General features: G+C 38.0%; 18 protein-coding genes and 1 riboswitch. Of the genes, 1 reads left to right on the forward strand and 17 read right to left on the reverse strand.

From position 1 onward, the window contains the following. Window positions 1-12: 12 nt before the first annotated feature. The 8 genes from LY60_RS04805 to LY60_RS04840 all read right to left on the reverse strand — a co-directional run bounded on the left by LY60_RS04805 (window position 13) and on the right by LY60_RS04840 (window position 9,596). Window positions 13-705: an ATP-binding cassette domain-containing protein gene (locus tag LY60_RS04805; protein WP_145080711.1), complete on the reverse strand. Its 693-nt coding sequence runs from the start codon at window positions 703-705 to the stop codon at window positions 13-15. 2 nt (window positions 706-707) lie between these two features. Further along, window positions 708-1,376 (reverse strand): ABC transporter permease, encoded by a 669-nt coding sequence (locus tag LY60_RS04810; RefSeq protein ID WP_246145367.1) that lies wholly within the window; start codon window positions 1,374-1,376, stop codon window positions 708-710. A gap of 14 nt (window positions 1,377-1,390) precedes the next feature. After that, a complete protein-coding gene (locus tag LY60_RS04815) occupies window positions 1,391-2,287 on the reverse strand; it encodes an ABC transporter substrate-binding protein (protein WP_145080714.1) in 897 nt (298 codons plus the stop codon). 40 nt (window positions 2,288-2,327) lie between these two features. Next, window positions 2,328-2,444: riboswitch (molybdenum cofactor riboswitch) on the reverse strand. A gap of 317 nt (window positions 2,445-2,761) precedes the next feature. Further along, a complete protein-coding gene (gene megL, locus LY60_RS04820; protein WP_019227850.1) occupies window positions 2,762-3,961 on the reverse strand; it encodes a methionine gamma-lyase in 1,200 nt (399 codons plus the stop codon). Between the two features lie 15 nt (window positions 3,962-3,976). Beyond that, the gene (locus LY60_RS04825) at window positions 3,977-5,515 is read right to left on the reverse strand and encodes a sigma-54 interaction domain-containing protein (RefSeq protein ID WP_145080717.1); all 1,539 of its coding nucleotides are present in this window, start codon (window positions 5,513-5,515) and stop codon (window positions 3,977-3,979) included. Window positions 5,516-5,722: 207 nt separating this feature from the next. Continuing rightward, on the reverse strand, window positions 5,723-7,096 hold the full coding sequence (locus tag LY60_RS04830) for a HAMP domain-containing sensor histidine kinase (protein WP_145080720.1): 1,374 nt from the start codon (window positions 7,094-7,096) through the stop codon (window positions 5,723-5,725). After that, complete coding sequence (locus LY60_RS04835; RefSeq protein ID WP_145080723.1) at window positions 7,083-7,781, reverse strand: response regulator transcription factor; 699 nt, start codon at window positions 7,779-7,781, stop codon at window positions 7,083-7,085. Before LY60_RS04835 ends, LY60_RS04830 begins: the two co-directional genes overlap by 14 nt. Window positions 7,782-7,802: 21 nt before the next feature. Beyond that, on the reverse strand, window positions 7,803-9,596 hold the full coding sequence (locus tag LY60_RS04840; RefSeq protein ID WP_145080726.1) for an urease accessory protein UreH domain-containing protein: 1,794 nt from the start codon (window positions 9,594-9,596) through the stop codon (window positions 7,803-7,805). Between the two features lie 431 nt (window positions 9,597-10,027). Between LY60_RS04840 and LY60_RS04845 the strand changes: the two genes are divergently transcribed. Further along, entirely contained in the window at window positions 10,028-11,359 is a 1,332-nt protein-coding gene (locus LY60_RS04845; protein ID WP_145080729.1) for a Na+/H+ antiporter NhaC family protein, read from the forward strand. Here LY60_RS04845 and LY60_RS04850 read toward each other — a convergent pair. From LY60_RS04850 to LY60_RS04890, 9 genes are all read right to left on the reverse strand, one after another. Continuing rightward, window positions 11,356-12,627, reverse strand: coding sequence for a glycoside hydrolase family 18 protein (locus LY60_RS04850; protein WP_145080732.1), 1,272 nt, complete (start codon window positions 12,625-12,627; stop codon window positions 11,356-11,358). The two genes, LY60_RS04845 and LY60_RS04850, sit on opposite strands and share 4 nt — an antisense overlap. 247 nt (window positions 12,628-12,874) lie before the next feature. Continuing rightward, on the reverse strand, window positions 12,875-14,128 hold the full coding sequence (gene purD / locus LY60_RS04855; RefSeq protein WP_145080735.1) for a phosphoribosylamine--glycine ligase: 1,254 nt from the start codon (window positions 14,126-14,128) through the stop codon (window positions 12,875-12,877). A gap of 68 nt (window positions 14,129-14,196) precedes the next feature. Next, a complete protein-coding gene (gene purH, locus LY60_RS04860; protein ID WP_145080738.1) occupies window positions 14,197-15,747 on the reverse strand; it encodes a bifunctional phosphoribosylaminoimidazolecarboxamide formyltransferase/IMP cyclohydrolase in 1,551 nt (516 codons plus the stop codon). Between the two features lie 157 nt (window positions 15,748-15,904). Further along, window positions 15,905-16,528, reverse strand: a complete 624-nt coding sequence (gene purN / locus LY60_RS04865) for a phosphoribosylglycinamide formyltransferase (RefSeq protein WP_145080741.1) — start codon at window positions 16,526-16,528, stop codon at window positions 15,905-15,907. Next, window positions 16,516-17,556 carry a phosphoribosylformylglycinamidine cyclo-ligase gene (purM, locus tag LY60_RS04870; protein ID WP_145080744.1) on the reverse strand — a complete coding sequence of 347 codons (1,041 nt, stop codon included), beginning with the start codon at window positions 17,554-17,556 and terminating at the stop codon, window positions 16,516-16,518. The genes purN and purM overlap by 13 nt, the downstream gene beginning before the upstream one ends. An 11-nt stretch (window positions 17,557-17,567) precedes the next feature. Further along, window positions 17,568-18,959: an amidophosphoribosyltransferase gene (gene purF, locus LY60_RS04875; protein WP_145080747.1), complete on the reverse strand. Its 1,392-nt coding sequence runs from the start codon at window positions 18,957-18,959 to the stop codon at window positions 17,568-17,570. 17 nt (window positions 18,960-18,976) lie between these two features. After that, a complete protein-coding gene (gene purC, locus LY60_RS04880) occupies window positions 18,977-19,687 on the reverse strand; it encodes a phosphoribosylaminoimidazolesuccinocarboxamide synthase (RefSeq protein ID WP_145080750.1) in 711 nt (236 codons plus the stop codon). Between the two features lie 41 nt (window positions 19,688-19,728). Further along, complete coding sequence (gene purE, locus LY60_RS04885) at window positions 19,729-20,223, reverse strand: 5-(carboxyamino)imidazole ribonucleotide mutase (RefSeq protein ID WP_145080754.1); 495 nt, start codon at window positions 20,221-20,223, stop codon at window positions 19,729-19,731. Between the two features lie 11 nt (window positions 20,224-20,234). Continuing rightward, window positions 20,235-23,966 carry a phosphoribosylformylglycinamidine synthase gene (locus LY60_RS04890; protein ID WP_145080757.1) on the reverse strand — a complete coding sequence of 1,244 codons (3,732 nt, stop codon included), beginning with the start codon at window positions 23,964-23,966 and terminating at the stop codon, window positions 20,235-20,237. Between the last annotated feature and the right edge of the window lie 203 nt (window positions 23,967-24,169).

Below are 24,169 nucleotides of genomic sequence, written 5' to 3' on the forward strand. Positions count from 1 at the left end.
TACCCTCCGTGATCATATGTTTAAAATTTGTTTTACCAGTTTATTTGTTGGATTGTTAAGCACATGTTCCATGCTTCCCATTTCTATTATTCTGCCCTTATCCATAAATATGACATGATTAGCAATTCTTTTTGCCTGATATACGTCGTGTGTGACCAATATTACCGTCCTGTTGTCTTTTGCCATATCCTTTATGAGATTTTCAGCTCTCATGGAACTTTCTATATCCATGGCTGCTGTTGGTTCATCAAGGAGCGTCATTTCCGTTTCAAGCACTGCAGTCCTTAAAAGTGCAATTTTTGCCCTTTCTCCTCCTGACAGCCACCATGATTTTTTACTTAAGAGCTCTTCGATTTCAAAATAATCTTTGTATTTATTATATCTTGTTTCAATTTCTTCTCTGGACGATTTTCTGAACTTTAGTCCGCTTACTATATTTTCATAGGATGATTTATTGAAAAGATATGGTTTTTGCACCTGTATGCATATGGAATTTCTTATTGCAAAGTCCATTTTTTTCCCGTCATAAAAAATGTTTCCGCTATTTAATTCATTTAATCCTGCAATGCAGCTTATGAGGGTGCTTTTTCCGCTGCCGTTTGAACCTAGAATAACATAAATGCCTTTTTTGAATTCAATACTTTCAATATCCAGGACACGGCTTGAGCCATAATCTTTAACTGCATTTTCAACTTTCACATGCACGATTATTCCCTCCTTTGCATCCTGTATAAAATTGTATTAACCAAAAATGATATAAAAAGAAGTACAAAACCTATGGCAACCGCTTCTTCAAAATTACCTTTGCCAGTTTCAAGAGCAATGTATGTTGTCATAACCCTTGTTTTATCCTTTATGTTTCCTCCCACCATCATTACTGCTCCAACCTCGGATATGGCCCTTCCGAAGCCCGCTGTTATAACTGAAAAAATCTGAAGTCTGCATTCGCTTATAATTGTCATAAATGTGCTTTTTTTATCTGCACCAAGAGATATACACGTTAACTCAATATCTTTTGCCGCCTCTTGAATTGATGTAACCGTAAGTCCGAATATTATTGGAAATACAAGCAGCGATTGTGAAACTATCATGGCCGAAGGTGAAAACAAAAGTCCAAAGCTTCCAAGAGGACCTTTCCTTGACAGCATCATGTATACCAGCAGTCCGATGAGTACCGGAGGCAGACTCATGAGGGTGTTAGCCACCCTCATGACAGTCTTTTTCAATTTGAATTCATGAAGTGCAACAAATATACCTGATGTAAGTCCCAGAATAGAAGCAATAAATGCTGATGTAACGGACACTTTCAAGGAAAGTGCTATTACGGGCAACAAGTCGTTGTATGTAGTTAAAAATTCTCTCATAAATTCAAACATTATTTCACCCTTTATTATTTTGCATTTGGTACAAACAATGATTCGCCGAATTCTTCCTTGCCGAATCCTGCTATGAGGTCCTGTCCTTCTTTTGAAAGCAAGAAGTCAATGAATTCCTGAACTTCTGTCTCTTTAACAGGATATTTTTCAGGATTTACCATCATAACACCATATTGGTTGTACATTTTGTCATTCTTTTCTGTTACTATAACAAGACCAAGTTTGTCCTTCATTGAAAGATAAGTTGCCCTGTCTGTAAGAGTGTAGCCCTGCTTTTCATCAGCCATCTGAAGCACTGCTCCCATTCCTGTTCCTGCAGAAACATACCATTCTCCTTCAGGAGTGATGTTAAGTTCTTTCCAGTAACCTTTTTCCTTTGTATGAGTGCCTGATTCGTCTCCTCTTGAAATAAATGTTGATTTTGTTTCAGCAAGAAGTTCAAAAGCCTTAATAGGATCATTAGGAGCATTTGCAAGAAGTTTTGCAGGGTCAGATTCTGGTCCTACAATGATGAAGTCATTGTACATTACATCAAATCTTTCTTTTGCAAAACCTTCGGCAATAAATGCCTCTTCCTGAGCTTTGGCATGTACCAGCACACCGTCTGCGTCGCCGTTTTTGGCAAGCTCAAGTGCAGCACCTGTTCCCTTAGCCACAACGTTGACTGTTATGCCTGTTTTTTCTTTGAAAATTGGCAGCAGATAATCTAAAAGTCCTGAATCCTGTGTGCTTGTTGTAGTAGCAAGTATGAAGCTTCTTTCTTCAGCTGGCGCTGCAGGTTCTTCTGCCGGTGTTTCCTGTGATGGTTGTTCCGTCTCAGGCTTTTCTGTTTTAGCACATGCAGTCATTGAAAATACAAGTGTCAATGAAAGCAAAAGCGCTAAAATTTGTTTTGTTTTAGTTTTCTTCATAAATAAAAAAACCCCTTTCATATAATAGTATACGAAAAGAGAAATGCTTTGGCATTCTCCTTTCCAATGGGAGGCTCATTCGTTTCCAAATAAACCCTGTCGGTTTACGTCTCATGGCAAAAGCTTTAGATACGTAAACTCGGAGATAACTCATCTATTTAATTTTATATAGAAAGACGCCAAATGTCAACTTATATTAATTAATTTATTCACTACAACGACGCATTATTAACAAAAAAAAAACGGCTCCGGCAGCTGAAAGCCACTCGTGAGCCTATTTTTAATGCTTAATAAAAATTCATTTGTTTGAAAATTTTTTTACATACTATGAAGTTCTCTTTCATAGTATATAAAAACGCGGAATGCATGTCGGACGTCCTTAACCTTAAGGGGGGTGCTCAGTTAAAACGCGTATGCGTTTTAACGCGGTCGGGGGACAGAGGTCCCCCTAGCGGAGTTTACGGAGCAACTTTTTTACAGTAATTTGTCAAGAGCCTGTTTTAAATCATCAATTATATCCCCAGCATCTTCAAGCCCTACAGAAAGTCTGACTAAACCTTCGGAAATTCCGGATGCAGCTCTTTCTTCAGGAGTGTATGGAGAATGTGTCATGGAAGCAGGATGCTGTATTAATGTTTCAGTATCTCCAAGGCTTACAGCAAGCGAACAAAGTTCAACAGAATTCATGAGAATTCTTCCGGCTTCAAGCCCTCCCTTTACTTCAAATGCAATCATTGCTCCCGGCAGTGACATTTGTTTTTTTGCAAGTTCATACTGAGGGAAGCTTTTAAGTCCAGGATAAGCAATTGATACAACAGCAGGATGATCTTCAAGAAACTCTGCAACCTTCTGTGCGTTCTGGCAGTGTTTTTCCATTCTGATTTCAAGAGTCTTCATTCCTCTGTTTATAAGGTATGAATCAAATGGGCTTATTACTGAACCTGTCATATCTTTTATTCCAACAAATCTAACCTGGTTTATGAATTCCTGAGTTCCTGCAGCAAAGCCTGCTATTACATCTCCGTGTCCGTTTAAATATTTTGTTGCAGAATGAACAACAACATCTGCACCTAGATCAATAGGTCTTTGAATGTATGGTGTGCAGTATGTGTTGTCAACAACAACCATGCAGCCTTCTTTTTCATGAGCAATTTTTGAAATTTCCTCTATGTCTGATATGAGCATGTTTGGATTTGCAGGACTTTCAAGATATACCACCTTTGTGTTTTCTTTCATTGCTTTTCTTACATTTTCAGGATCAGAAGTATCTACAAATGTTACTTCAATTCCAAATTTAGGAAGACCGTGATTTAAAAATGCAAATGTGCAGCCGTACAGTGTCTTAGCTGCTACTATGTGATCTCCGCCCTTTACTATAGCCCAGATTACAGAAGTTATGGCTCCCATGCCTGAACCCATGGCAACAGCAGCCTCAGCATTTTCAAGACTTGCCAGTTTGTCTTCAACCTGTGAGCTTGTTGGATTGCCAAGACGAGTATAAATATATCCGTCTTCTTCCAAAGCAAATCTTCTTCCTCCCTGCTCTGCTGAGTCAAATATAAAGGTTGATGTCTGATAAATAGGTGTAGCCAATGCTCCGTATTCATTTTTCCTGTAGCCTGCATGCACAGCTCTTGTAGAAAATTTCATCTTGCTTAACTTTTCCTTATTCATTTGAATCCTCCTAATTTATAAATTATTTCTATCGATATTGTATTTCTTCATCCTGTTGATTAATAACGTATGTGTTACTTCAAGGTTTTTAGCTGCTTCTCTGATGCTTTTGTTCACTTTGAGACTTTCAGTTATTTTTCTTTTTTCAAGACTTTCAATGCAGTCCTTAAGAGATGTACCTGATGTTTCTTCTTCCGGAACAATGTCATAGTTCAGCATTATGTCCTTTGAAGTAATTTCTTCTGAAGTTGAAAGTGCAGCAGCTCTTTCAAGTACATTTTGAAATTCTCTTACATTTCCGGGCCAATTGTAATTTAAAAGCTTCCTCATGGCATTCTGCTCAATTCCTTTTATGTATTTATGGTACCTTCTTGAATGGATTCCTGCAAAATGCTCAAATAAAATGGGCAAATCTTCTTTTCTTTCCCTGAGAGGAGGAATATTTATGTTGAAAATATTTATCCTGAACAGGAGATCAAGCCTGAATTCCTTGTTCTTAACCATGTGATCGATATTTTGATTTGTTGCTGAAATCAGCCTTACGTCAAAATTAACTTCGTTTGCTCCTCCAACCCTTCGTACCTTTTTTTCTTGGAGAACCCGTAAAAGCTTTGCCTGAAGGTGCGGTGCCATGTCGCCTATTTCATCGAGGAATACTGTTCCTCCACCGGCAATTTCAAATATTCCTGCCTTGCCTTCCTTTCTGCCTCCCGTGAATGTTCCTCCTTCATATCCAAACAGCTCGCTTTCCAAAAGCTGATCTGGTATGGCTGCACAGTTGATGGCAATAAAAGGTTTTGATTTTCTTCTGCTTTCATTGTGAATGGCTCTGGCAAAAAGTTCTTTTCCTGTACCGCTTTCTCCGGTTATTAAGACCGGCGAGTCAGATTTAGAATAAAGTTTCCCTTGGTTAATTACTTGGAGCATCTTGTTGCTTTCAGCAACTATGTCGTCAAATGTTATGGGATTGTCATACCTGCTGAAACTTGTGTTGTCCATTTCATAAAAAGAGATAAGATAACTGCTTAAAACGTTTTCTTCATTGATGATTGGCTGCAAGTTAACTTGATATAACTGAGTTCCTATTTCCATGGTGTCCTTTGCCATAACGTTCTTTCCCTTTTTATTAAAGAAAGAAATGAGTTTGTCATAATCCATGTACTTGCGTATATTTACTCCTGTTATGTCCTTGCCTGCTGTCATAAAAATTTTTTCAGCGGCGTAATCGTTTACATACTTGATATCTCCTGTCCTGCTAAGCAGTGTCACACCGTGTGGTATTACATCAAGAACTTTTTTTAACTCAGTGTTTTTTTCCTCGAATGGAAACAGTTCAATTTCCTCCAGACTGTCCCATCCCTTTAAACTGTTGAGCTCATCCTTAATTTTTTCCCATACATCATCTTCTACAGGCATGAGTTTTATGTATGCCACATAAGCATACACTTCCATCCAAATTAAGCCAACATCATATTTGTGAAGAACGCTTAATGCTTCATATGTCAAATGCGGCCTGTCTTCAGAAGCTGTAAGTTTTATTTTTTTAGTTTCCATAATGTCTCCTATCTTAATATAGCATATATCGTGCCAACCATTTCATGTTCAAAATTCAATATAATTCATAGCAAAAAATCAAAAAACCATTTAATAATGGAACAATATCATTCCAGAATTAAATAGTTTTGGAATATTAACCTTTGTTATGGTTTGATATTGTACCTTATGGCACAATCTTAAACCATATTTTTCAATTTATCAATATTATTCTTCTTTGTCATCAAAAATAACTGTGAACAACGTTCCTTTGTTCTCACTGCTCATAACTTCAATTGAAGCTGTATGAAGATCAAGAATGTTTTTTACAATTGTAAGCCCTACTCCGTTGCCTTCTATTTTGTGCCTGCTTTTATCAGCCCTGTAAAATCTCTCAAAAATATAAGGAATGTCCTCCCTTGAAATTCCCATGCCGTTGTCTTTAACTTCAACATATATTTTTTTGTTCCTGCTGTATAGATTTACAGAAACTTCTCCCATGCTTCCAGTAAACTTTATGGCATTGTGGATGAGATTGAAGAATACCTGCTTTAAATTGTCTTCATCTCCTGATACAATGTAGCTTTTTTCATTTTCCTTTGAAAAAGAAAGAGTTATATTTTTGCTGTCAGCTTCCATAATTAGTTCACTTACTAAATTTTCAAGCAGTTGGTCAAGTTTAAGTGCATGAAAACTTAGTTTCATGCTTTCTGCTTCAAAATCCTTCAACAAGTCAAGGTTGTTCAAAAGTTTTCCAAACCTTACTATTTCATCATTTAATCCGGAGAGCCTTTCTGAAGTTACAGGGAACACTCCATCAATCATAGCTTCAAGATTGTTCTGCAAGACATTTAAAGGAGTTCGTATCTCGTGGGAAATATCAGAAACCAGACGTTTTCTCAACATATCCTGTTTGTTCAGCTTTTCAGCCAGAATGTTGACGCTGCTTCTTAAGTCTTCAATTTCTTTCACATCGCTGGTGCTATTTGTCTTGGCTTCAAATTCACCCTTTGATAATTTTACAGACATGCTTGCTACTTCCTTGATTGGAGCAGAAAACTGCTTTGAAAAATACAAGCTTAGTATTGTAATTATAATGACTGTCATAGCTCCGCTTGCAACAATACTTTTATTGATTGATGCTTTGAACTGAATATCCTCTTCTGTCATCAGCAAAGGCGAGTATTGTCCCACTTCAACATATCCCACAACTTCATTTTTATAATGGAGTTCGAATTTTTTAGTTGTGTATACTCCCTGGTCCTGAACCATCATTTGTCCCAGGTTTACTTTATTCCTTATGTCATTGGGATTCATTCCCCATATTGCCTTGTTGTCCTTGTCGTACAGCGTCAGATTGTAATTGCTCATGTAGGCGTTGTGCATGAGCTCTATGCCTGTATTTTCGGACCATTGGCCCTCTTTTTCGTATTCTTCCTCCAGGTACGTTGTGATTGTTTCATACCTTTTGTTTTGAACTTCCAGCATGTATTCCTCAAAAATGCTGTTCATGGTTAAATTTACAAAAATCATAATAAGAAGTATTGCTGCTGCTGATGAAACAGTAAGCAATACTCCTATTTTTCTCCTAATTGAATGCATTTTGATCACCGCCGAATTTATAACCTGCCTTTGTGACAGTAATTATATACTTGGGATTTTTTGTGTCTTCCTCTATTTTCTTTCTTATGTTCTTAATGTGCACATCAACAGTTCTGTCATATCCGTCAAAATCATAGCCAAATATTTTATCTATGAGCTGTTCCCTTGACATAACCTTTCCCTTGCTTACAGCCAGAGTGTACAAAATGTCAAATTCGTTAGGTGTGAGTGAAACTTCTGTTCCTTTTAACATTACTGTACGTTTTTCATAATTTATTGATAAGTTTTTATCGTCATAAACAGCTTCAGATGTTCCAGTGTCCTTGTGAAGTCTTCTGAACAGCGAATTGACCCTGGCAGTAAGTTCTCTTGGGCTGAAAGGTTTAACAAGGTACTCGTCAGCACCTATGTTTAAGCCTTCGATTTTGTTGTCCAGTGTTCCCTTTGCCGTTAGCATGAAAATGTGCACGTCAGACTCCAGTCGTATTATTTTGCACACTTCTTCCCCACTCATGTCGGGAAGCATAAGGTCAAGAATAATCAGTTCTATTTTGTTTTTTCTGGCAATGTCTATACCGTCAATACCTTTTGCTGTCCAAAACACTTTGTAGCCTGCCCTTTCCAGGTATGCTCTTATTACATCAGCTACTCTTTCATCATCTTCAATTATTAAAATGCTGTTCATTTTCTCTCCATATAAATTATTTTACTGCAGAATCATGCTGTTTCTAATTTCTTCAAGATCTGCACTCTCAAGATCCTCAACTGTCTTAATTACACCAAGTACGGCTCCGTCTTTTATTATACCATAAATTCCGTCTTCACCAGATGTAAACTTAACCTTGCCTGAACCAGATGTTCCATCAAATGAAGCAACTGTTTCGCCAGTACTTCCATCAACCACTAAAAACTCTCCAATCTTATCGTCAAATTCATCCAGATTAAATTCAGTCTCTATTGTTTCATTGCTTTTCACAACCGAAATAAGTGGTTTTAGTTCATAACCAATGCCTTCAATTTTAAGGCTGTTTTCTTCAGATTTTCCTATGAGCATTTCCGTTGGCACCTTTGTTATATCATCTCCGTAGATACTCTCTTTGCTTACATCTACCTGCTCTTCTTCATTCAGTGGACGCTTGCAGCAGTCAGGAGAAACCGCAGGTGGTGGAAGAGATGGGTCTTCAACTGTTGTATCAACTGTATCAAGCTTATCCACAACCCTTATTACTCCACCTATCATTCCCATCCAGCAGCTGAAACTGATATCCTTATCTGATGGAGTGAATTCTATGATGTTTTCACCGCTTTTAACAACTTTTTGCAAGTCCATGGAAGGAACTATTATGGCATTGTTGCATGTGTTTAATTCCTTGCCGTCAATAATCCATTTTACAGGTATTCCCTTTTGCACATAAAATGCATTTGGAACAAATCCTTTGTTGTTTACCGTCATCCTTATTACCTGTGCACCATCTTCCATGACAGCCTTGGCAACATTTGGATTTGTGTTTTCGCCTGATGATTCTACTTTATCAAAGGCAAATACATTTGCCGGAGAAATTCCAATTATGGCAAACCCTCTGTTTCCCATAATCAGTCCGAGCACAATTACAAGAACTCCGCTCATTTTTAGAAGCCTCTTTGTGTATCCCTTGCTCAGAAGTCCTGACAAACCTCCAAATGCAAGCATCAATGGAACTGTACCCAAAGAAAATGCAAACATGGCCAAAGCTCCCTTTACAGGGCTTGATGTACCCAGTGCAAATATCTGCATAGTCTGCAGCGGTCCACATGGCATGAGTCCGTTAAGCAGTCCCACAACAAATGGAGATGAATGCTTACTTTTTATCTTACAAAAAGATTTTGGCATGTGCAACTGAAATTTTCTAAACATTCCAAAACCTGCCATATTAAATCCCATCATAATCATAAATGCCCCTGCAATTATCTGCACAGCTGCTTTAGATTTTATTGAAAGAGAAAAAGCTGAACCTGCTGCTCCTATTATAGCTCCAAGAATTGTGTAAGAAATGACCCTTCCCAAATTATATAAAAGTGTTGGTTTAATGGCTTCAAACTTATTGCTGCTTTCTGCTGAAATGCTTTGAGTAAGCATTATTCCGCCGCACATTCCTACGCAGTGAATAGATGTTAGCACACCTGCAAGGAACAAAACACCGTATGATGCATTTTGGAGAAATCCTTCCATGTTAAATCCGCTTGTGTTGAATCCAAGCATTGCAACTGCTGCTGCAATTATTAATATTCCAAAAAACTTAAGATCTGATTTTTCTGTTGAATATCCTGCATTAAGTATCTCTTCTTTAACTTTTTTTACTTTTACTTTTTCATCATCATACTCTATGTCCAGATACTGCTCTGTGAAGCTTGCTTTTGCTTTCAGTACGCCTTCCGTTTTTAAGGCTGCATTTTCAACTCTTGCTTCGCAGGAAGAACAGGTCATATCATATACTTTAATCTTCTCTTTTTTTATACCCATTATCCACCTCTTGAATTTTTTTTGATTTAAATTTTAGAATTATTTTTTTAGATAATAAATTAATAAAACTATGGCAATAATAACAATAGTTGTAATGAAATATTCCTTGAAAGAATAAATTTTATTTGGTCTTGGTCCTCCGCAGCATCCCATAATTACATCCTCTTATAGTTTTTTATTTAATATTAACCTGGATTAATGAAGAAATTATGAAGATGTACTCTCTACATAATTTCTTCACAACTGAATATTATAATAATCATATGAATGACAATACCTAAAATAAGCTAATATCTTATAACAGGAAATCTCCTAATATAATTGTAAAATAAGACTGTCAGTATGCTGGACTGACAGTCTTATTTTTTTATATGATATTGTAATTTCTAAAATTGATTATATAATATATATATTAAATATAGGAGAATATCATGGACTTTTTAATTGCTGTTATCATATTTACCCTTTCACTTGTTTTAAGCATTTCAAAAGGCATATCAACTATTTATCCGCTTCTTATAGGAATGGCTGCTTTTTCTATGGTTGCGTACAAAAGAGGCCACAGCCTTAAAAACATTGCAGCAATGAATATTAAGGGAATGAAAAAAGCCCTCTCACTCATGCCGATTTTCGCTCTTATAGGCATGATAACCGCATTGTGGAGAGCTTCCGGAACCATTTCATTTTTTGTGTACTACGGAACAAAAATTATGAATCCTGACTTTTTCATATTGTTTGCATTTCTTCTTACGTGTGTGGTTTCCTTTGCCCTTGGAACAAGCTTTGGAACATGCGGAACAATTGGGGTTGTTCTCATAGTCCTTGCAAAAAGCGGAGGAGTTAACACATATGCTGCTGCAGGAGCAATTGTGTCTGGAGCATTTTTTGGAGACAGGTGCTCTCCCACTTCTTCAAGTGCCAATCTTGTAGCTGTGGTCACAGACACAGATTTGTACACAAACGTTAAAAACATGTTTATTACTGGGCTGATTCCCTTTGTGATGACTGTTTGTTTTTACATTTTTTTGTCAGGAAAATACCCTCTCAACACAAAAAACACAGAACTGCTGAATGAAATTGCATCTTATTTCAATTTAAGCTTTGTAACTGTAATTCCTGCTCTCGTCATATTTTTTCTTGCAATAATGAAAAAGAATGTAAAAATATCAATGCTTGTAAGCATCATAACAGCATTTATAATCTGCCTTACTGTGCAGGATATTAAGCTTTATGAACTGCTGCGCACCATGCTGTTTGGATTTCACCTGAATCCGGAAAGCTCACTGGCAAAAATAATATCCGGAGGGGGGCTGTTATCCATGGTGAGTGTTTCATTCATTGTTCTTATAGCTTCTTCTTATTCTGGTATTTTCGAAGGAACCGGCATGCTTAACGACATACAGGGATTTCTGGTAAAAATGAGCGAAAAAATAGGAGTATACCTTACAACGTTGTTCACAAGCCTTGCCACTTGCGCATTTTGCTGCAATCAGACGCTTCCCATACTGCTTACAGAACAGCTCATGAACAAAATTTACGAAAAAAAGGGTCTGACTAAAGAGCATCTGTCAATAGACATTGAAAACACTGTAATTTTAACAGCCGAGCTTTTTCCCTGGAGCATTGCCATAGCGGTGCCCCTTGCAACATTGTCCGTTGATGCAGGAGCAATTCCATATGCAGTATTTCTTTACCTGGTTCCCATAATCAACGTTATGAGACTGCCTAAATGGAGTACAAAAAATCTATCTGTAAAAATCTAGAGCTTTCTTACATCAAAAGTATCATCAAGAAGCACCCAGTTTTGAGTGAATGGATAACCAAGTCCCCAGTAGCTTAAGCCTCTGAGGCCATATTCCTTCACAACATCAAATTTTGCACGGGCGCTTCTTGCATCTTCAAACCATACCTCATGAGCATTTCCTTCATCGTCTGTGTAGCGAAAGTACGGTGACTGGCTTACAAAATCATATTTGATTTCAGACATGTGTCTATATGCCCTGTTCATTGCTTCCTCAACACTTATGGTTTCTGCTTCCTGACCTTGAACAAAAGGAAGCTTCCAATCCCTTGCGTATATTTGAAAACCCATGAGTATTTTTTCTCTTGGAATTGTAGTAACAGCATAATCCAGCACCTTCTCTATTTCATTTATAGGAGAAATTGCTCTTGGAGGACCACCTCTCCATCCCCACTCATAAGTCATGAGCACAACAAAATCAGCCAGTCTGCCGTGTTCTGCATAATCATGGGCTTCATACAACAGGCCCCTTTGTTCTGCGCTTGTTTTTGGAGCCAAAGCTGTTGATACAAAATATCCTTCTTCATGAAGCTTGTTTACGGTGCTTTCAAGAAATCTGTTGTAAGCTTCCCTGTCTTCTGGAAAAACATATTCAAAATCTATATTAAGTCCTCTGTATCCTTTATCCCTCATGGTGTTTAAAATATTGTTCTGCACAGTTTCCACTATTTCCGGATTGTTCAATATTATTTTAGCTATATTTTCTCCCTTGACATTTCTTGTGAAGTTAACAATGGACATCATGGGAACAACTCCTTTGGCTATTGCTTCCCCTATGGCAGGTTCATCATCTATTTCTACAAGGCTTCCGTCCTCATTGATGAGATAAGCAAAAGGACTTAAATAAGTAAGACTATCTCCTGCTCCCTGAACAACAGGTATGGCATCATCTCCTAAAATATAAGTAAACGCGTTCACATCTATTACCGGCTTTTCTTTTTCAGGAATTTTCAAAACCAGCCCAGGATATATGGTATCAGGTGTCATTATCCGGTTTTCCCACAAAAGCTCCTGAACAGGAACACCATAGCTCTCGGCAATTTTCCATATTGTATCACCTGATATCACTGTATGTTCCCTTATGTCTTCAGGAATCAAAAGCGGCTGTCCTACCAATAGAATCTCTGGATTGACAAGACCGTTTGCTTCCATGATATCTTCTATGTCAGTTTTATAAAAGTCGGCAATTTTCCATAATGCCTCACCCTTTTGAACCGTATGTATGCGCATGGCAACCTCCAAATAAATATATATTATAAATATATTCGCCCAGGCTGTCATAATGATTAAAAATAAAAAAAAGGATGATAAATCATCCTCAGACTATAGAAACTTCGACGCTGTCATCCTGAACGTTAGTGAAGGATCTCATCTTTAATTGAGAACATGAGATTCTTCTGGCTGCGCCCTCAGAATGACAACGTCAAAAGTTACTTTGTAATCAACCTAAGGATGATTACAGCTCTAGTAATTTTCTTTACAATTTAGCAATGTCAGTCCTGTATTCCATTTTTTCAAAATGTATTTTAGGTATATTTTTATACACTTTTTCTCTAGCTTCATCAAGGGTATTGCCTAGTGCTGTAACTGCCATGACTCTTCCGCCGTCTGTTAGTATTTTCCCTCCCACAAGCTTTGTTCCTCCATGGAAAACTATGATATCACTGTCAACATCTTCGAGTCCTGTTATTTCTTTGCCCTTTTCATAATTTTCAGGATATCCACCTGAAGCAAGGATTACTGTAACGCTTTTTTCATTTTTCCACTGCAAATCATCAGCAGACAAATTTCCTTCAATACACTTTTCCATAATATCAACAAGATCTGATTTAAGCCTTGGAATAACAGATTCAGTTTCAGGATCTCCAAAGCGTGTGTTGTATTCCAGAACTTTTGCCTGATTGTTTTTAATCATCAAACCTATGAACAGCACACCCTTAAAATTCATGTCTTCCCCATGGAAGCCCTGAAGTGTTCTGTCTATTATATTTTTTTGTATATAGTGGTTCAGCTCGTCCGTGTAGATGGGGTTTGGAGAAAAGTTTCCCATCCCTCCTGTGTTAAGACCTTTGTCGTTGTCATAAGCTTTTTTGTAATCTCTTGCACTTTCCATTGGAACAATTCTTTTGCCGTCAACAAAACAAAGAAGAGAGGTTTCTGTTCCGTCAAGAAATTCTTCAATTACAACAGTATCGCCAGCTTCTCCGAACTGCTTGTCATTCATTATGCTTTTAATTGCTTCTTCAGCATCTTGTTTTGTTTCACATATAAGAACTCCCTTGCCTGCAGCAAGTCCGTCTGCTTTTACTACCACTGGAACGTCAAAGTTTTTCAATGCTTCAAGAGCCTGATGAGAATTTTCAAAAACCTCGTACTTTGCAGTTGGTATGTTGTATTTTTTCATGAAGTCCTTGGAATATGACTTGCTTCCTTCAAGCCTTGCTCCTTTTTTTACCGGTCCGAAGGCTTTAATTCCTTTTTCCGTAAGCATGTCTACAAGACCGTTGACCAATGGTCCTTCCGGTCCCACAACAACTAAATCTATTTTGTTGTCAGCTGAAAATTTTGTTAATTCTTCCAGGTTTTCAGCCTTTATGTCTGCAATTTCAGCTATCTGCCCTATACCTGCATTACCGGGAGCACAATAAAGCTTTGATACTCTTTTGCTTTGTTTAAGCTTCCAGCATATGGTGTGTTCTCTTGCTCCGCTGCCTACAACAAGAATTTTCATAAAAACCTCCATTATATAAATTAAGAGTTAATTCTTAACTCTTAACTCTTCATTCTTAATTGAATTTTTTAGTGTTTAAAGTGTCTCATGTCTGTGAAAAGCATTGACATGTTGTGATTGTCGCATGCTTCTATGGAATCATTGTCTCTTATGGAGCCTCCCGGCTGGATTATTGCTGTAATACCTGCCTCTGCAGCTGCTTCTACGCAGTCTGAAAACGGAAAGTATGCATCTGAAGCAAGTGTTGCTCCCTTGAGGCTGTCTTCTCCCAAAAATTCCACTGCATGTTCGATTGCCTGTTTGCATGCCCATATACGGTTGACCTGTCCAGGTCCGATGCCTATGGACTGTCCGTTTTTAACTATTGTAATGGCATTTGATTTAGTATGCTTAACAATTTTCCATGCCATGATGAGATCTTTCATTTCCTGTTCAGTAGGCTGTTTCTTTGTTACAGTCTTAAGTTCTCCAGACAGAAGCTTTGAATCAATTGTCTGAACAAGGATTCCTCCGGCAACCTTTTTTAGGTCATAGGAATTTTCATCTTGTTTTGTAGTTATGTTTTCAATTGCAAGCAATCTTATGTTTTTCTTAGATTTAAGTATTTCAAGTGCTTTCTCGCTGTAAGAAGGGGCAACAACTATTTCAACAAATATTTTGTTGATTTCTTCGGCTGTTTTTTCATCCAGTTCCCTGTTCATTACAACAATTCCGCCAAAAATGGAAGTAGGATCCGAATTGTATGCCTTAACATATGCTTCATAAACATTTTCACCGGTGCCTACACCGCATGGATTTGCATGTTTGCAGGCAACAACAGTTGGTTCTTCAAATTCTTTTAAAAGCTCAAGAGCTCCATTTGTATCATTGATGTTGTTAAATGACAGCTCTTTTCCGTGAAGCTGCACAGCTGATGAAAGAAGTCCGTCAGTATTAACCACTTCCTTGTAGAAGGCAGCCTTCTGATGAGGGTTTTCGCCGTAGCGCATTTCCTGAACCTTTTCAAAAGTCATGGTGAATGTTTCAGGTAGATTGTTGTCTTGACGTTCTCTTTTCATATATGCTGCAATCAATGTGTCATAATGGGCAGTGTGTGCAAAAACCTTTGAACATAAATAAAATTTTGTGTCAAGAGAGATACCATTGCCTGACTTAAGTTCATCAATTACTAGGTCGTAGTCCCTTGGGTCAACCACAACTGCCACATCCTGATAGTTTTTGGCAGCAGAGCGAAGCATTGTAGGTCCGCCTATGTCTATGTTTTCTATGGCAACTTCCCTTGTTACGCCTTCTTTTAAAATTGTTTCCTTGAAAGGATACAGATTTACTACAACAATGTCGATTGTTTCTATTTTAAGTTCTTCCAGCTGCTTCATGTGTTCCGGATTGGAGCGCATTGCAAGAAGTCCTGCATGGATGTTTGGATGCAATGTTTTCACCCTTCCGTCAAGACATTCCGGAAAACCAGTGACTTCAGAAATTCCTGTAACTTTAACCCCTGCTTGTTCAAGAGTCTTGTGTGTTCCTCCCGTTGAAATTATCTGGACTCCAAGTTCCTGAAGTTTTTTTGCAAATTCAACTATTCCATTTTTATCTGACACACTTATTAAAGCTCTCATTTAATAACCAACTCCTTATTATTATCATTCGTATAAAATAACTTTGAACTGCTTTAGCATAATGTTTATAAATTCTTATTTAAACTATTAATTCTTCATTCTTAAATCTTAATTCTTCATTCTTAACTCTTAATTCTTAATTTTAATTACTTAATTCTTAATTTATTTCAACCTTTCTTCCTACAACGTCAAGCCTTCCTTCGCAAAAAAGCTTCACAGCCTGTGGCAGTATTTTATGTTCTATTTTAAGCACTTTTTTCTGAAGCTTTTCAGGAGTGTCTTTAAAGTCTACCTTTACTGTCTCCTGAATTATTATGGGACCGGAATCAGCTTCTTCGTCAACGAAATGAACTGTTGCCCCGCTTATTTTGACACCGTAGTTTACAGCCGCCTCGTGTACCTTAAGCCCATAGTAACCCTTGCCGCAAAATGACGGTATGAGGGATGGATGAATGTTGATAATTCTGTTTCTGTATGTTTCTATGAAATTACGGGATAAAATTTTCAGATATCCGGCAAGCACAACAAGCTCGACTCCGTTGCTTTTAAGCTCCTTTATAACTGCTTCATTGTAAATCTCTGAATCCTGATAATTTTTCTGATCTACAAACACTGATTTAATGTTGTGCTTTCTTGCTCTTTCAAGTCCGTAGGCATCAATTTTATTAGAAATAACCACAGTTATTTTTCCGTCAATTTGCCCGTTTTCAACATTGTCAATGAGAGACTGAAGATTAGTTCCGGAACCTGATATCAATACACCTATTTTTAGTTGTGGCATATTTTCAGTCCGCCTTCCCTTCTTGATGTGTAACCTATGACAACAGGCTCTTCTCCCTGATTTTTCAAATATTCCATAACATCATCTTTTGTGTCTTTTGATACAGCAAGAACCATTCCTATTCCCATATTAAATGTTGAATACATTTCATCAATGTCAACATTCCCTTCTCTTTGAAGAAGTTTGAATACAGGAAGAACATTTATGTTTTTTGTTTCAATGTCTGCTGTTATGCCTTCCGGGAACATTCTTGGAATATTCTCATAGAAACCGCCTCCGGTTATGTTGGACATTCCCTTTATTTCAAACTTTGATATAAGATCCAATATGAGTTTCGGATATATTTTTGTAGGAGTCAAAAGAGCTTCTCCAAGAGTGCATCCAAGCTCTTCAACATAATCATCTGCATTGTAGTTTTTGTGGTCGAAGAACACTTTTCTTACAAGTGAATATCCGTTTGAATGGAATCCGCTTGAAGGAATTCCTATGAGCACATCCCCTTCTACAATTTTTGATCCATCTATAATTTTTTTCCTGTCAACTATTCCCACACAAAAACCTGCTATATCATATTCGCCTTCACCGTACAAACCAGGCATTTCAGCAGTTTCTCCTCCGATGAGGGCAGCGCCGGCCTTGATACAGCCGTTTGCAACACCTTTTACAATGTCTGCTGCCTTTCTTGGGTCCAGTTTTCCTGTTGCTATATAGTCAAGGAAAAACAATGGTTTTGCTCCCTGACAAATAACATCGTTCACGCACATAGCAACAGCATCTTCTCCAATTGTATCATGGACATCAGTCTTGAATGCGATCATGAGCTTTGTACCAACGCCGTCAGTTCCTGAAACAAGCACCGGTTCTTCATATTCATTTTTATCAATGCCGAACATTCCTCCGAAACCGCCTATGTCAGACATAACTCCCTTAGTGTATGTTTTCTTCACGTAATCTTTTATGAGCCTAACAGTTTCATATCCTGCGTGTATATCTACACCGGAATCTTTATATGTTAATTTATCAGACATAACAATCTCCTCTAATCGAATTTTGGAACTTCCATTGGATAATCACCGTTCAAACATGCCAGGCAGAATCCTCTGTCAGAACCTGTTGATTTAATAAGTCCTTCCATGCTTAAAAAATGAAGGCTGTCAGCTTTTATATAGTCCTTCATCTCGTCAACTGACTTGTTTGCTCCTATAAGGTAGCTTCTGAACGGTGTATCTATACCGAAGAAGCATGAATGAGTGACAGGTGGAGAAGCAATTCTCACATGTACTTCCTTTGCTCCTGCATCCCTTACCATCTGGGCAAGCTGTCTTGTTGTTGTTCCCCTTACAATGCTGTCGTCAATCATTACAACAACCTTGTCCTTCACAAGCTCCTTGTTAACACTTAACTTAGTTTTAACTCCTTCTTCACGAAGTTCCTGGCTTGGTTCAATGAATGTTCTTTTTGCGTATCTGTTTTTAATGAGGCCAAGTCCGTAAGGTATTCCAAGCTCATTGCCATATCCTATGGCAGCTGGAGTTCCAGAGTCAGGAACGCAGAATACAAGATCTGCCTTCACGGGAGCTTCCTGAGCAAGAATTCTTCCTGCGTTGTACCTTGACTGGTATACATTCACCCCGTCGATGGTGCTGTCAGGTCTTGCAAAATAAACATATTCGAAAATACATGATTTTTGTTGTGCGTACTTGCTGCTTTTTATGCTTTCGATTCCGTTTTCATCTATGATTATTATTTCTCCAGGCTCAATGTCTCTTATGAACTCTCCGCCCATGGCATTTATGGCGCAGCTTTCAGAAGCAAGCAGGTATCCGCCGTCAGGTCTTTGTCCAAGACAAAGAGGTCTTAGGCCAAAGTGGTCCCTCACGCCTATAAGCTGTTTTTCAGTAGCTATTACAAAGGCAAATGCTCCCTTTATGATTTCCATCACATTTTTGATTGACTTCAAAACATCTCCGTTTGCATTTCTTGCAATCATGTTTGCCACAACTTCAGTGTCTATGGAAGTTTGAAAAATAACTCCGCTGTCTTCAAGAATATTTCTAAGACTATCAGCATTTACAAGATTTCCGTTGTGTGCAAGAGCCAGCGTTCCATTTTTATACCTTACAACTAGAGGCTGAGCATTTTCAATTTCACTTCCTCCTGATGTGGAGTATCTAACGTGACCTATGGCAATTCCGCCTGATAACCTTTGAATAACATCGCTGGTCATGACGTCAGAAACAAGCCCCATATTTTTGTGAAATTGAATTTTTCCTCCGGTATTGATTGCAATGCCGGCACTTTCCTGTCCACGGTGCTGCAGCGCAAACAATCCGTAATAAATCAATTGTGATGTTATATCAGGATTGCCTGAAAATACTCCCACCACTCCGCATTCCTCATGCAGCTTGTCATCTAATATTATATCCTGCATATTGTCTCCTTGTACTGTTATTTCTTTTTGCTTATTCTTTCAAGAACTTCCTGATATACTTCCTCAACGCCGCCTAAATCTCTTCTGAATCTGTCCTTATCAAGTTTCTTGTTTGTATCTGCATCCCAGAGTCTGCATGTGTCAGGAGAAATTTCGTCTGCAAGAATTACCTTATCTTCGTACAATCCAAACTCAAGTTTGAAATCTATGAGTTTAATGTTGATTTCAAGGAAGAATTTTTTCAATACTTCATTTACTTTTAATGCATAGCTTTTTACTGTATCAAGCTGCTCATCTGTTGCATATTCCATTGCCTGAATGTGGTAGTCATTAATCATGGGATCGCCCAGCTCATCGTTCTTGTAAGAAAATTCAAGAACTGTCTTTTTCATTTCAACGCCTTCTTCAAGTCCGAGTCTTTTTGCCAGAGATCCGGCAGCTACATTTCTTACTATTACTTCAAGAGGAAGTATTTTAACTGCTTTAACAAGTGATTCCCTGTCGCTTAAAAGTTCTATCTGATGAGTTGGAATTCCTTCTTCTTCTAACAGAGCAAACAATGCGGCAGACATTTTATTGTTTACAACGCCTTTTCCTACTATAGTTCCCTTTTTTATTCCGTTAAATGCTGTAGCATCATCCTTGTATTCAACAATGTATTGTTTCTCGTTGTCAGTCTTGAAAACTTTCTTTGCTTTTCCTTCATAAATCATTTCTAATTTTTCCATGGTATCCTCCGATTATTTTTAAAATTTTATTAAATTTGTTTTTAGTTGTTTGCTAATTTTTCGCTTAATTTTTTATCTTTCTCAATGACTTTTTCTGCCATTTGTTTTTTGTATTCCTTGAACTTCATTCTTAAGTCTTCGTATTTTATTGAAAGAATCTGTACTGCCAACAAAGCTGCATTGTCTGCACCGTTTATGGCAACTGTTGCAACAGGAACTCCGGGAGGCATCTGCACTATGGCAAGAAGTGCGTCCAAACCGTCAAGTTCTGTTGAACGTATTGGAACTCCTATTACCGGAAGAGGAGTACATCCTGCCAGAACTCCCGGCAGATGAGCAGCTTTTCCTGCTGCTCCTATTAAAAGCTCATATCCGTTTTGTTCTGCATTTTTAGCAAAATTAATTGCCTCATCCGGAGTTCTGTGAGCTGAAATAACCCTCACGTCAACTTCCACTCCGAAATCTTTCAGTATGTTGTATCCTTTTTCCACTACCTGAAAATCTGAATCGCTTCCCATTATAATAGCTACTTTCATTGTTCCTCCTGTTATTTGTAATATTTTACGCCTGATTCGAAAATCATCTGATTATTGTTGCCCGGTATATTTAAATATGTGTCTTTGTCACGTCTTTCCGAATGACCCATCTTGCCGAAAATTCTTCCGTCAGGACTTGTTATTCCTTCTATTGCATCAATCGAGCCGTTTGGATTGTACAGTCCGTCATATGTGGGGTTGTTGTTCTCGTCAACATACTGGGTTGCAATTTGTCCGTTTTCTTTAAGTCTACGTATCCATTCTTCGTTAGCCACAAATCTTCCTTCTCCGTGTGACAGAGGCATGTAGTGAGTATCTCCCACACTGCATCCGTTAAGCCAAGGTGAAAGATTTGAAACAATTTTTGTTTTTGCAAATGTTGATATATGTCGGGCAATTTTGTTGTAAGTGAGAGTAGGATAATCATCCTTCATGTCAACAATTTCGCCGAATGGCACAAGTCCCAGCTTTATAAGTGCCTGGAAGCCGTTGCAAATTCCAATAATCAGTCCGTCTCTGTTCTTTAACAGATCCATGACAGCATCCTTCAATATTTCATTTTTAAATACGGCTGCAATGAACTTTCCTGAACCTTCAGGTTCGTCTCCGGCACTGAAGCCTCCGGGGAATGCAATGATCTGTGAATTTCTGATCATTTTGTTCATCTGCTCAATTGAATATTTGATGTCCTGTGTTGTTAAATTCCTGAAAACAAATATTTCTGCCTGTGCCCCTGCTCTTTCAAAAGCTCGTTTTGTGTCGAATTCGCAGTTTGTCCCGGGAAATGCCGGAATGAATACTTTAGGTTTTGCTAATGATATAGAAGACTTAACAATGTTTCCGCCAGTATATGAATAGTGTTTTATTGACCCGGAAACGTCGCATTTAATGGGATAAATGCTGTTTAATGGCTCTATCCATGTATTTTTCATTTCATCCAGGTTTATGGAAATGTTGTTTAATTTTATTTCATTGCTGTTAGTGGTATTTCCCAGCACCACAGCTTCAGTCATTATTTCCGCATCTTCTTTTACTTCAAGAATAATGCTGCCATAATCTGCTGTGAAACAATCATTCACATCATATCCTTCATTAGCTTTAAATCCTATTTCATTACCGAAAGTCATCTTTGAAATTGCAGCTGCTATTCCGCCATATCCGACTGTATGGGCGCTTAATACGCTTCCTTTTAAAATTTCATCATGTATTTTTGAATATTTGTTTTTAATGTCATCAAAATCCGGAATGTTGTTTTCATCCTTCTTGATTTTCACAAGCACTACTCTGCTGCCCGGTTTTTTGAAATCAGCAGATACAGTGTTTCGTACGTCTGATACGCATACTGCAAAGCTAACAAGTGTTGGAGGAACATTTAAATCCATGAATGTTCCGGACATGCTGTCCTTACCTCCGATGGCCGGGATGTCAAGTTCATGTTGAACCTTAAAAGCCCCAAGAAGAGCGCTTAATGTTTTGCCCCATCTTTCAGGTTCCTTACCCAGCTTTTCAAAATATTCCTGCAGAGTTAATCTAACATTTTTATAATCTCCGCCCATTGCAACTATTTTAGCAACGGAGTGAATCACCGCATACATTGCACCGTGATAAGGGCTCTTCTTTGAAAGATATGGATCGAATCCGTGAGCCATGAGAGAGCATGTGTTTGTTATACCATTTAGCACCGGAATTTTAGCAGCCATTCCTTCAGAAGGTGTAAGCTGTGTTTTTCCTCCAAATGGCATCAATACTGTTGCTGCTCCCACAGTTGAGTCAAAACGTTCCACAAGACCCTTCTGGCATGCCACGTTCAAATCCGTAAGGTTTTGAAGCCATCTTGCTTTCACATCTTCTGTAACATTTTTAGTATCAAATGCCTGAGGTTCTTTTATGAAAGCATCAACATTTTGCTTAACGCCGTTTGTGTCAAGGAAATCCCTGCTTATGTTTAAAATTTCCTTGCCTCTCCAAGTCATTTTTAATCTTCTGTCATCAGTTACAACGGCAACCTCTGTTGCTTCCAGGTTTTCCTCATTAGAAAGGTCTATAAACCTTTTAGCATCTTCTTTTCTCACAACAACAGCCATTCTCTCCTGAGATTCTGATATGGCCAGTTCAGTGCCGTCAAGTCCTTCATATTTTTTGGGAACCATATCAAGTCTTATGTCAAGTCCTTCAGCCAGTTCTCCTATGGCAACGGAAACTCCGCCGGCACCAAAGTCATTGCATCTTTTTATGAGTTTGCTCACTTCAGGGTTTCTGAAGAGCCTTTGAATCTTTCTTTCTGTAGGAGCATTTCCCTTCTGCACTTCAGAGCCGCATGCGAGAATTGACTCCTGAGTGTGTTCCTTTGAAGAGCCTGTTGCTCCGCCGCAGCCGTCTCTTCCGGTTTTTCCTCCAAGAAGAATAACAACATCGCCTTTCTGCGGAACTTCTCTGATTACGTTGACTCTGGGGGCTGCTGCAATTACAGCTCCAATTTCCATTCTTTTAGCAACATAATCAGGATGATATATTTCAGAAACATGTCCGGTTGAAAGGCCTATTTGATTTCCATAAGAGCTGTAGCCGGCAGCAGCTTCTGTTGAAATTTTTCTTTGAGGAAGTTTTCCGGGTAGAGTGTCCTTTAGCTTTTGTCTTGGATCTGCGCTTCCTGTAACGCGCATTGCCTGATATACGTAGGCTCTTCCTGAAAGAGGGTCTCTTATGGCTCCTCCAAGACATGTTGCTGCTCCTCCGAAAGGCTCAATTTCTGTAGGATGGTTGTGTGTTTCATTCTTAAACATAAGCAGCCATTCTTCATTTTTACCGTCTATGTCTGCATTTATTACAATGCTGCACGCATTTATTTCATCCGATTCCTCAAGGTCATTTAAAAGTCCTTTTTTCTTCAGTTCCTTGGCTCCTATTGTGGCCAGGTCCATGAGGCATATGTCCTTTTTCCTGTCCTGGTACACATATTTTCTGGAATTTAAGTATTCTTCGAATGTCTTCTTTATTTCGCCTGCAATATTGCCATCATCATAACTTACATTGTTTATTACGGTGGAGAAAGTTGTGTGTCTGCAGTGATCAGACCAGTATGTGTCAATAACCTTTATTTCAGTAAGAGTAGGGTTTCTTTTTTCGTTATTTTTAAAATACTCCTGACAAAAAAGCAAATCCTCGGTGCTCATAGCAAGACCCATTTGTTTTCGGTAATCTTCTATTTCTTCCTTAGATTTGTATGTGAAATTCTCTACAATCACAACATCCTGTGGTTCTGGATACTCTTCGTCCAGTGTCAATGGCTTTTCAAGCTCAGCTTCTCTTGAATCAACAGGGTTGATGTAGTATTCTTTTATTTTTTGAACATCCTCATGTGAGAGTTGTCCTGCAAGGACTATTACTCTGGCGTATTTCACAGGAGGTTTTTCTTTTCCGGTAATTATCTGAATGCACTGTGCCGCTGAATCTGCCCTTTGGTCATATTGTCCAGGTAAAAATTCCACTGCAAATATTTTATTATCTGACATATCAATTTTATCTAAGTAAACATAGTCCTGGTTTGGTTCTGAAAAAACATTAGTTACAGCTTTTTCAAAATCCTCGCTGCTAATGTGGGACACATCATATCTGTTTAATATCCATAAATTCTTCAAATTTTCCAGCTGTAAGTTTTCTCTGAAATTATTCAGCAGGTTTATAGCTTCTGTGTTAAATCCAAGTTTTTTTTCTACAAATACTCTTTTAACATCAAAGTTCATATGTGACCATCCTTTTTTGTTATACAAAATTCAACATTTAAATTCAAGTACATGATAACAAATATAAAAATGTTTGTCAACTGGTTTTGTGTTCATTTTTTAAAATATTGTATTTTATATTTCGTATTGTCACGAACTATCCATATGTGTTTATGTCATTTGTACGCTTTAATATGAACAAAACAATATATTCCAGTCAGGCA

The sequence above is a fragment of the Sedimentibacter saalensis genome, from assembly GCF_007830175.1.
In the GTDB taxonomy this organism is placed as follows: Bacteria; Bacillota; Clostridia; order Tissierellales; family Sedimentibacteraceae; genus Sedimentibacter; species Sedimentibacter saalensis.

Coding starts and splice junctions, on each gene's coding strand:
- LY60_RS04825 (WP_145080717.1), bottom strand. CDS start 5,515: ATGGAAACTAAAAAAATAAAACTTACAGCTTCTGAAGACAGGCCGCAT.
- LY60_RS04835 (WP_145080723.1), bottom strand. CDS start 7,781: ATGAACAGCATTTTAATAATTGAAGATGATGAAAGAGTAGCTGATGTA.
- LY60_RS04815 (WP_145080714.1), bottom strand. CDS start 2,287: ATGAAGAAAACTAAAACAAAACAAATTTTAGCGCTTTTGCTTTCATTG.
- megL (WP_019227850.1), bottom strand. CDS start 3,961: ATGAATAAGGAAAAGTTAAGCAAGATGAAATTTTCTACAAGAGCTGTG.
- purF (WP_145080747.1), bottom strand. CDS start 18,959: ATGCAGGATATAATATTAGATGACAAGCTGCATGAGGAATGCGGAGTG.
- LY60_RS04845 (WP_145080729.1), top strand. CDS start 10,028: ATGGACTTTTTAATTGCTGTTATCATATTTACCCTTTCACTTGTTTTA.
- purM (WP_145080744.1), bottom strand. CDS start 17,556: ATGTCTGATAAATTAACATATAAAGATTCCGGTGTAGATATACACGCA.
- purE (WP_145080754.1), bottom strand. CDS start 20,223: ATGAAAGTAGCTATTATAATGGGAAGCGATTCAGATTTTCAGGTAGTG.
- LY60_RS04840 (WP_145080726.1), bottom strand. CDS start 9,596: ATGGGTATAAAAAAAGAGAAGATTAAAGTATATGATATGACCTGTTCT.
- purC (WP_145080750.1), bottom strand. CDS start 19,687: ATGGAAAAATTAGAAATGATTTATGAAGGAAAAGCAAAGAAAGTTTTC.
- LY60_RS04850 (WP_145080732.1), bottom strand. CDS start 12,627: ATGCGCATACATACGGTTCAAAAGGGTGAGGCATTATGGAAAATTGCC.
- purN (WP_145080741.1), bottom strand. CDS start 16,528: ATGCCACAACTAAAAATAGGTGTATTGATATCAGGTTCCGGAACTAAT.
- LY60_RS04830 (WP_145080720.1), bottom strand. CDS start 7,096: ATGCATTCAATTAGGAGAAAAATAGGAGTATTGCTTACTGTTTCATCA.
- LY60_RS04890 (WP_145080757.1), bottom strand. CDS start 23,966: ATGAACTTTGATGTTAAAAGAGTATTTGTAGAAAAAAAACTTGGATTT.
- LY60_RS04810 (WP_246145367.1), bottom strand. CDS start 1,376: ATGTTTGAATTTATGAGAGAATTTTTAACTACATACAACGACTTGTTG.
- purH (WP_145080738.1), bottom strand. CDS start 15,747: ATGAGAGCTTTAATAAGTGTGTCAGATAAAAATGGAATAGTTGAATTT.
- purD (WP_145080735.1), bottom strand. CDS start 14,128: ATGAAAATTCTTGTTGTAGGCAGCGGAGCAAGAGAACACACCATATGC.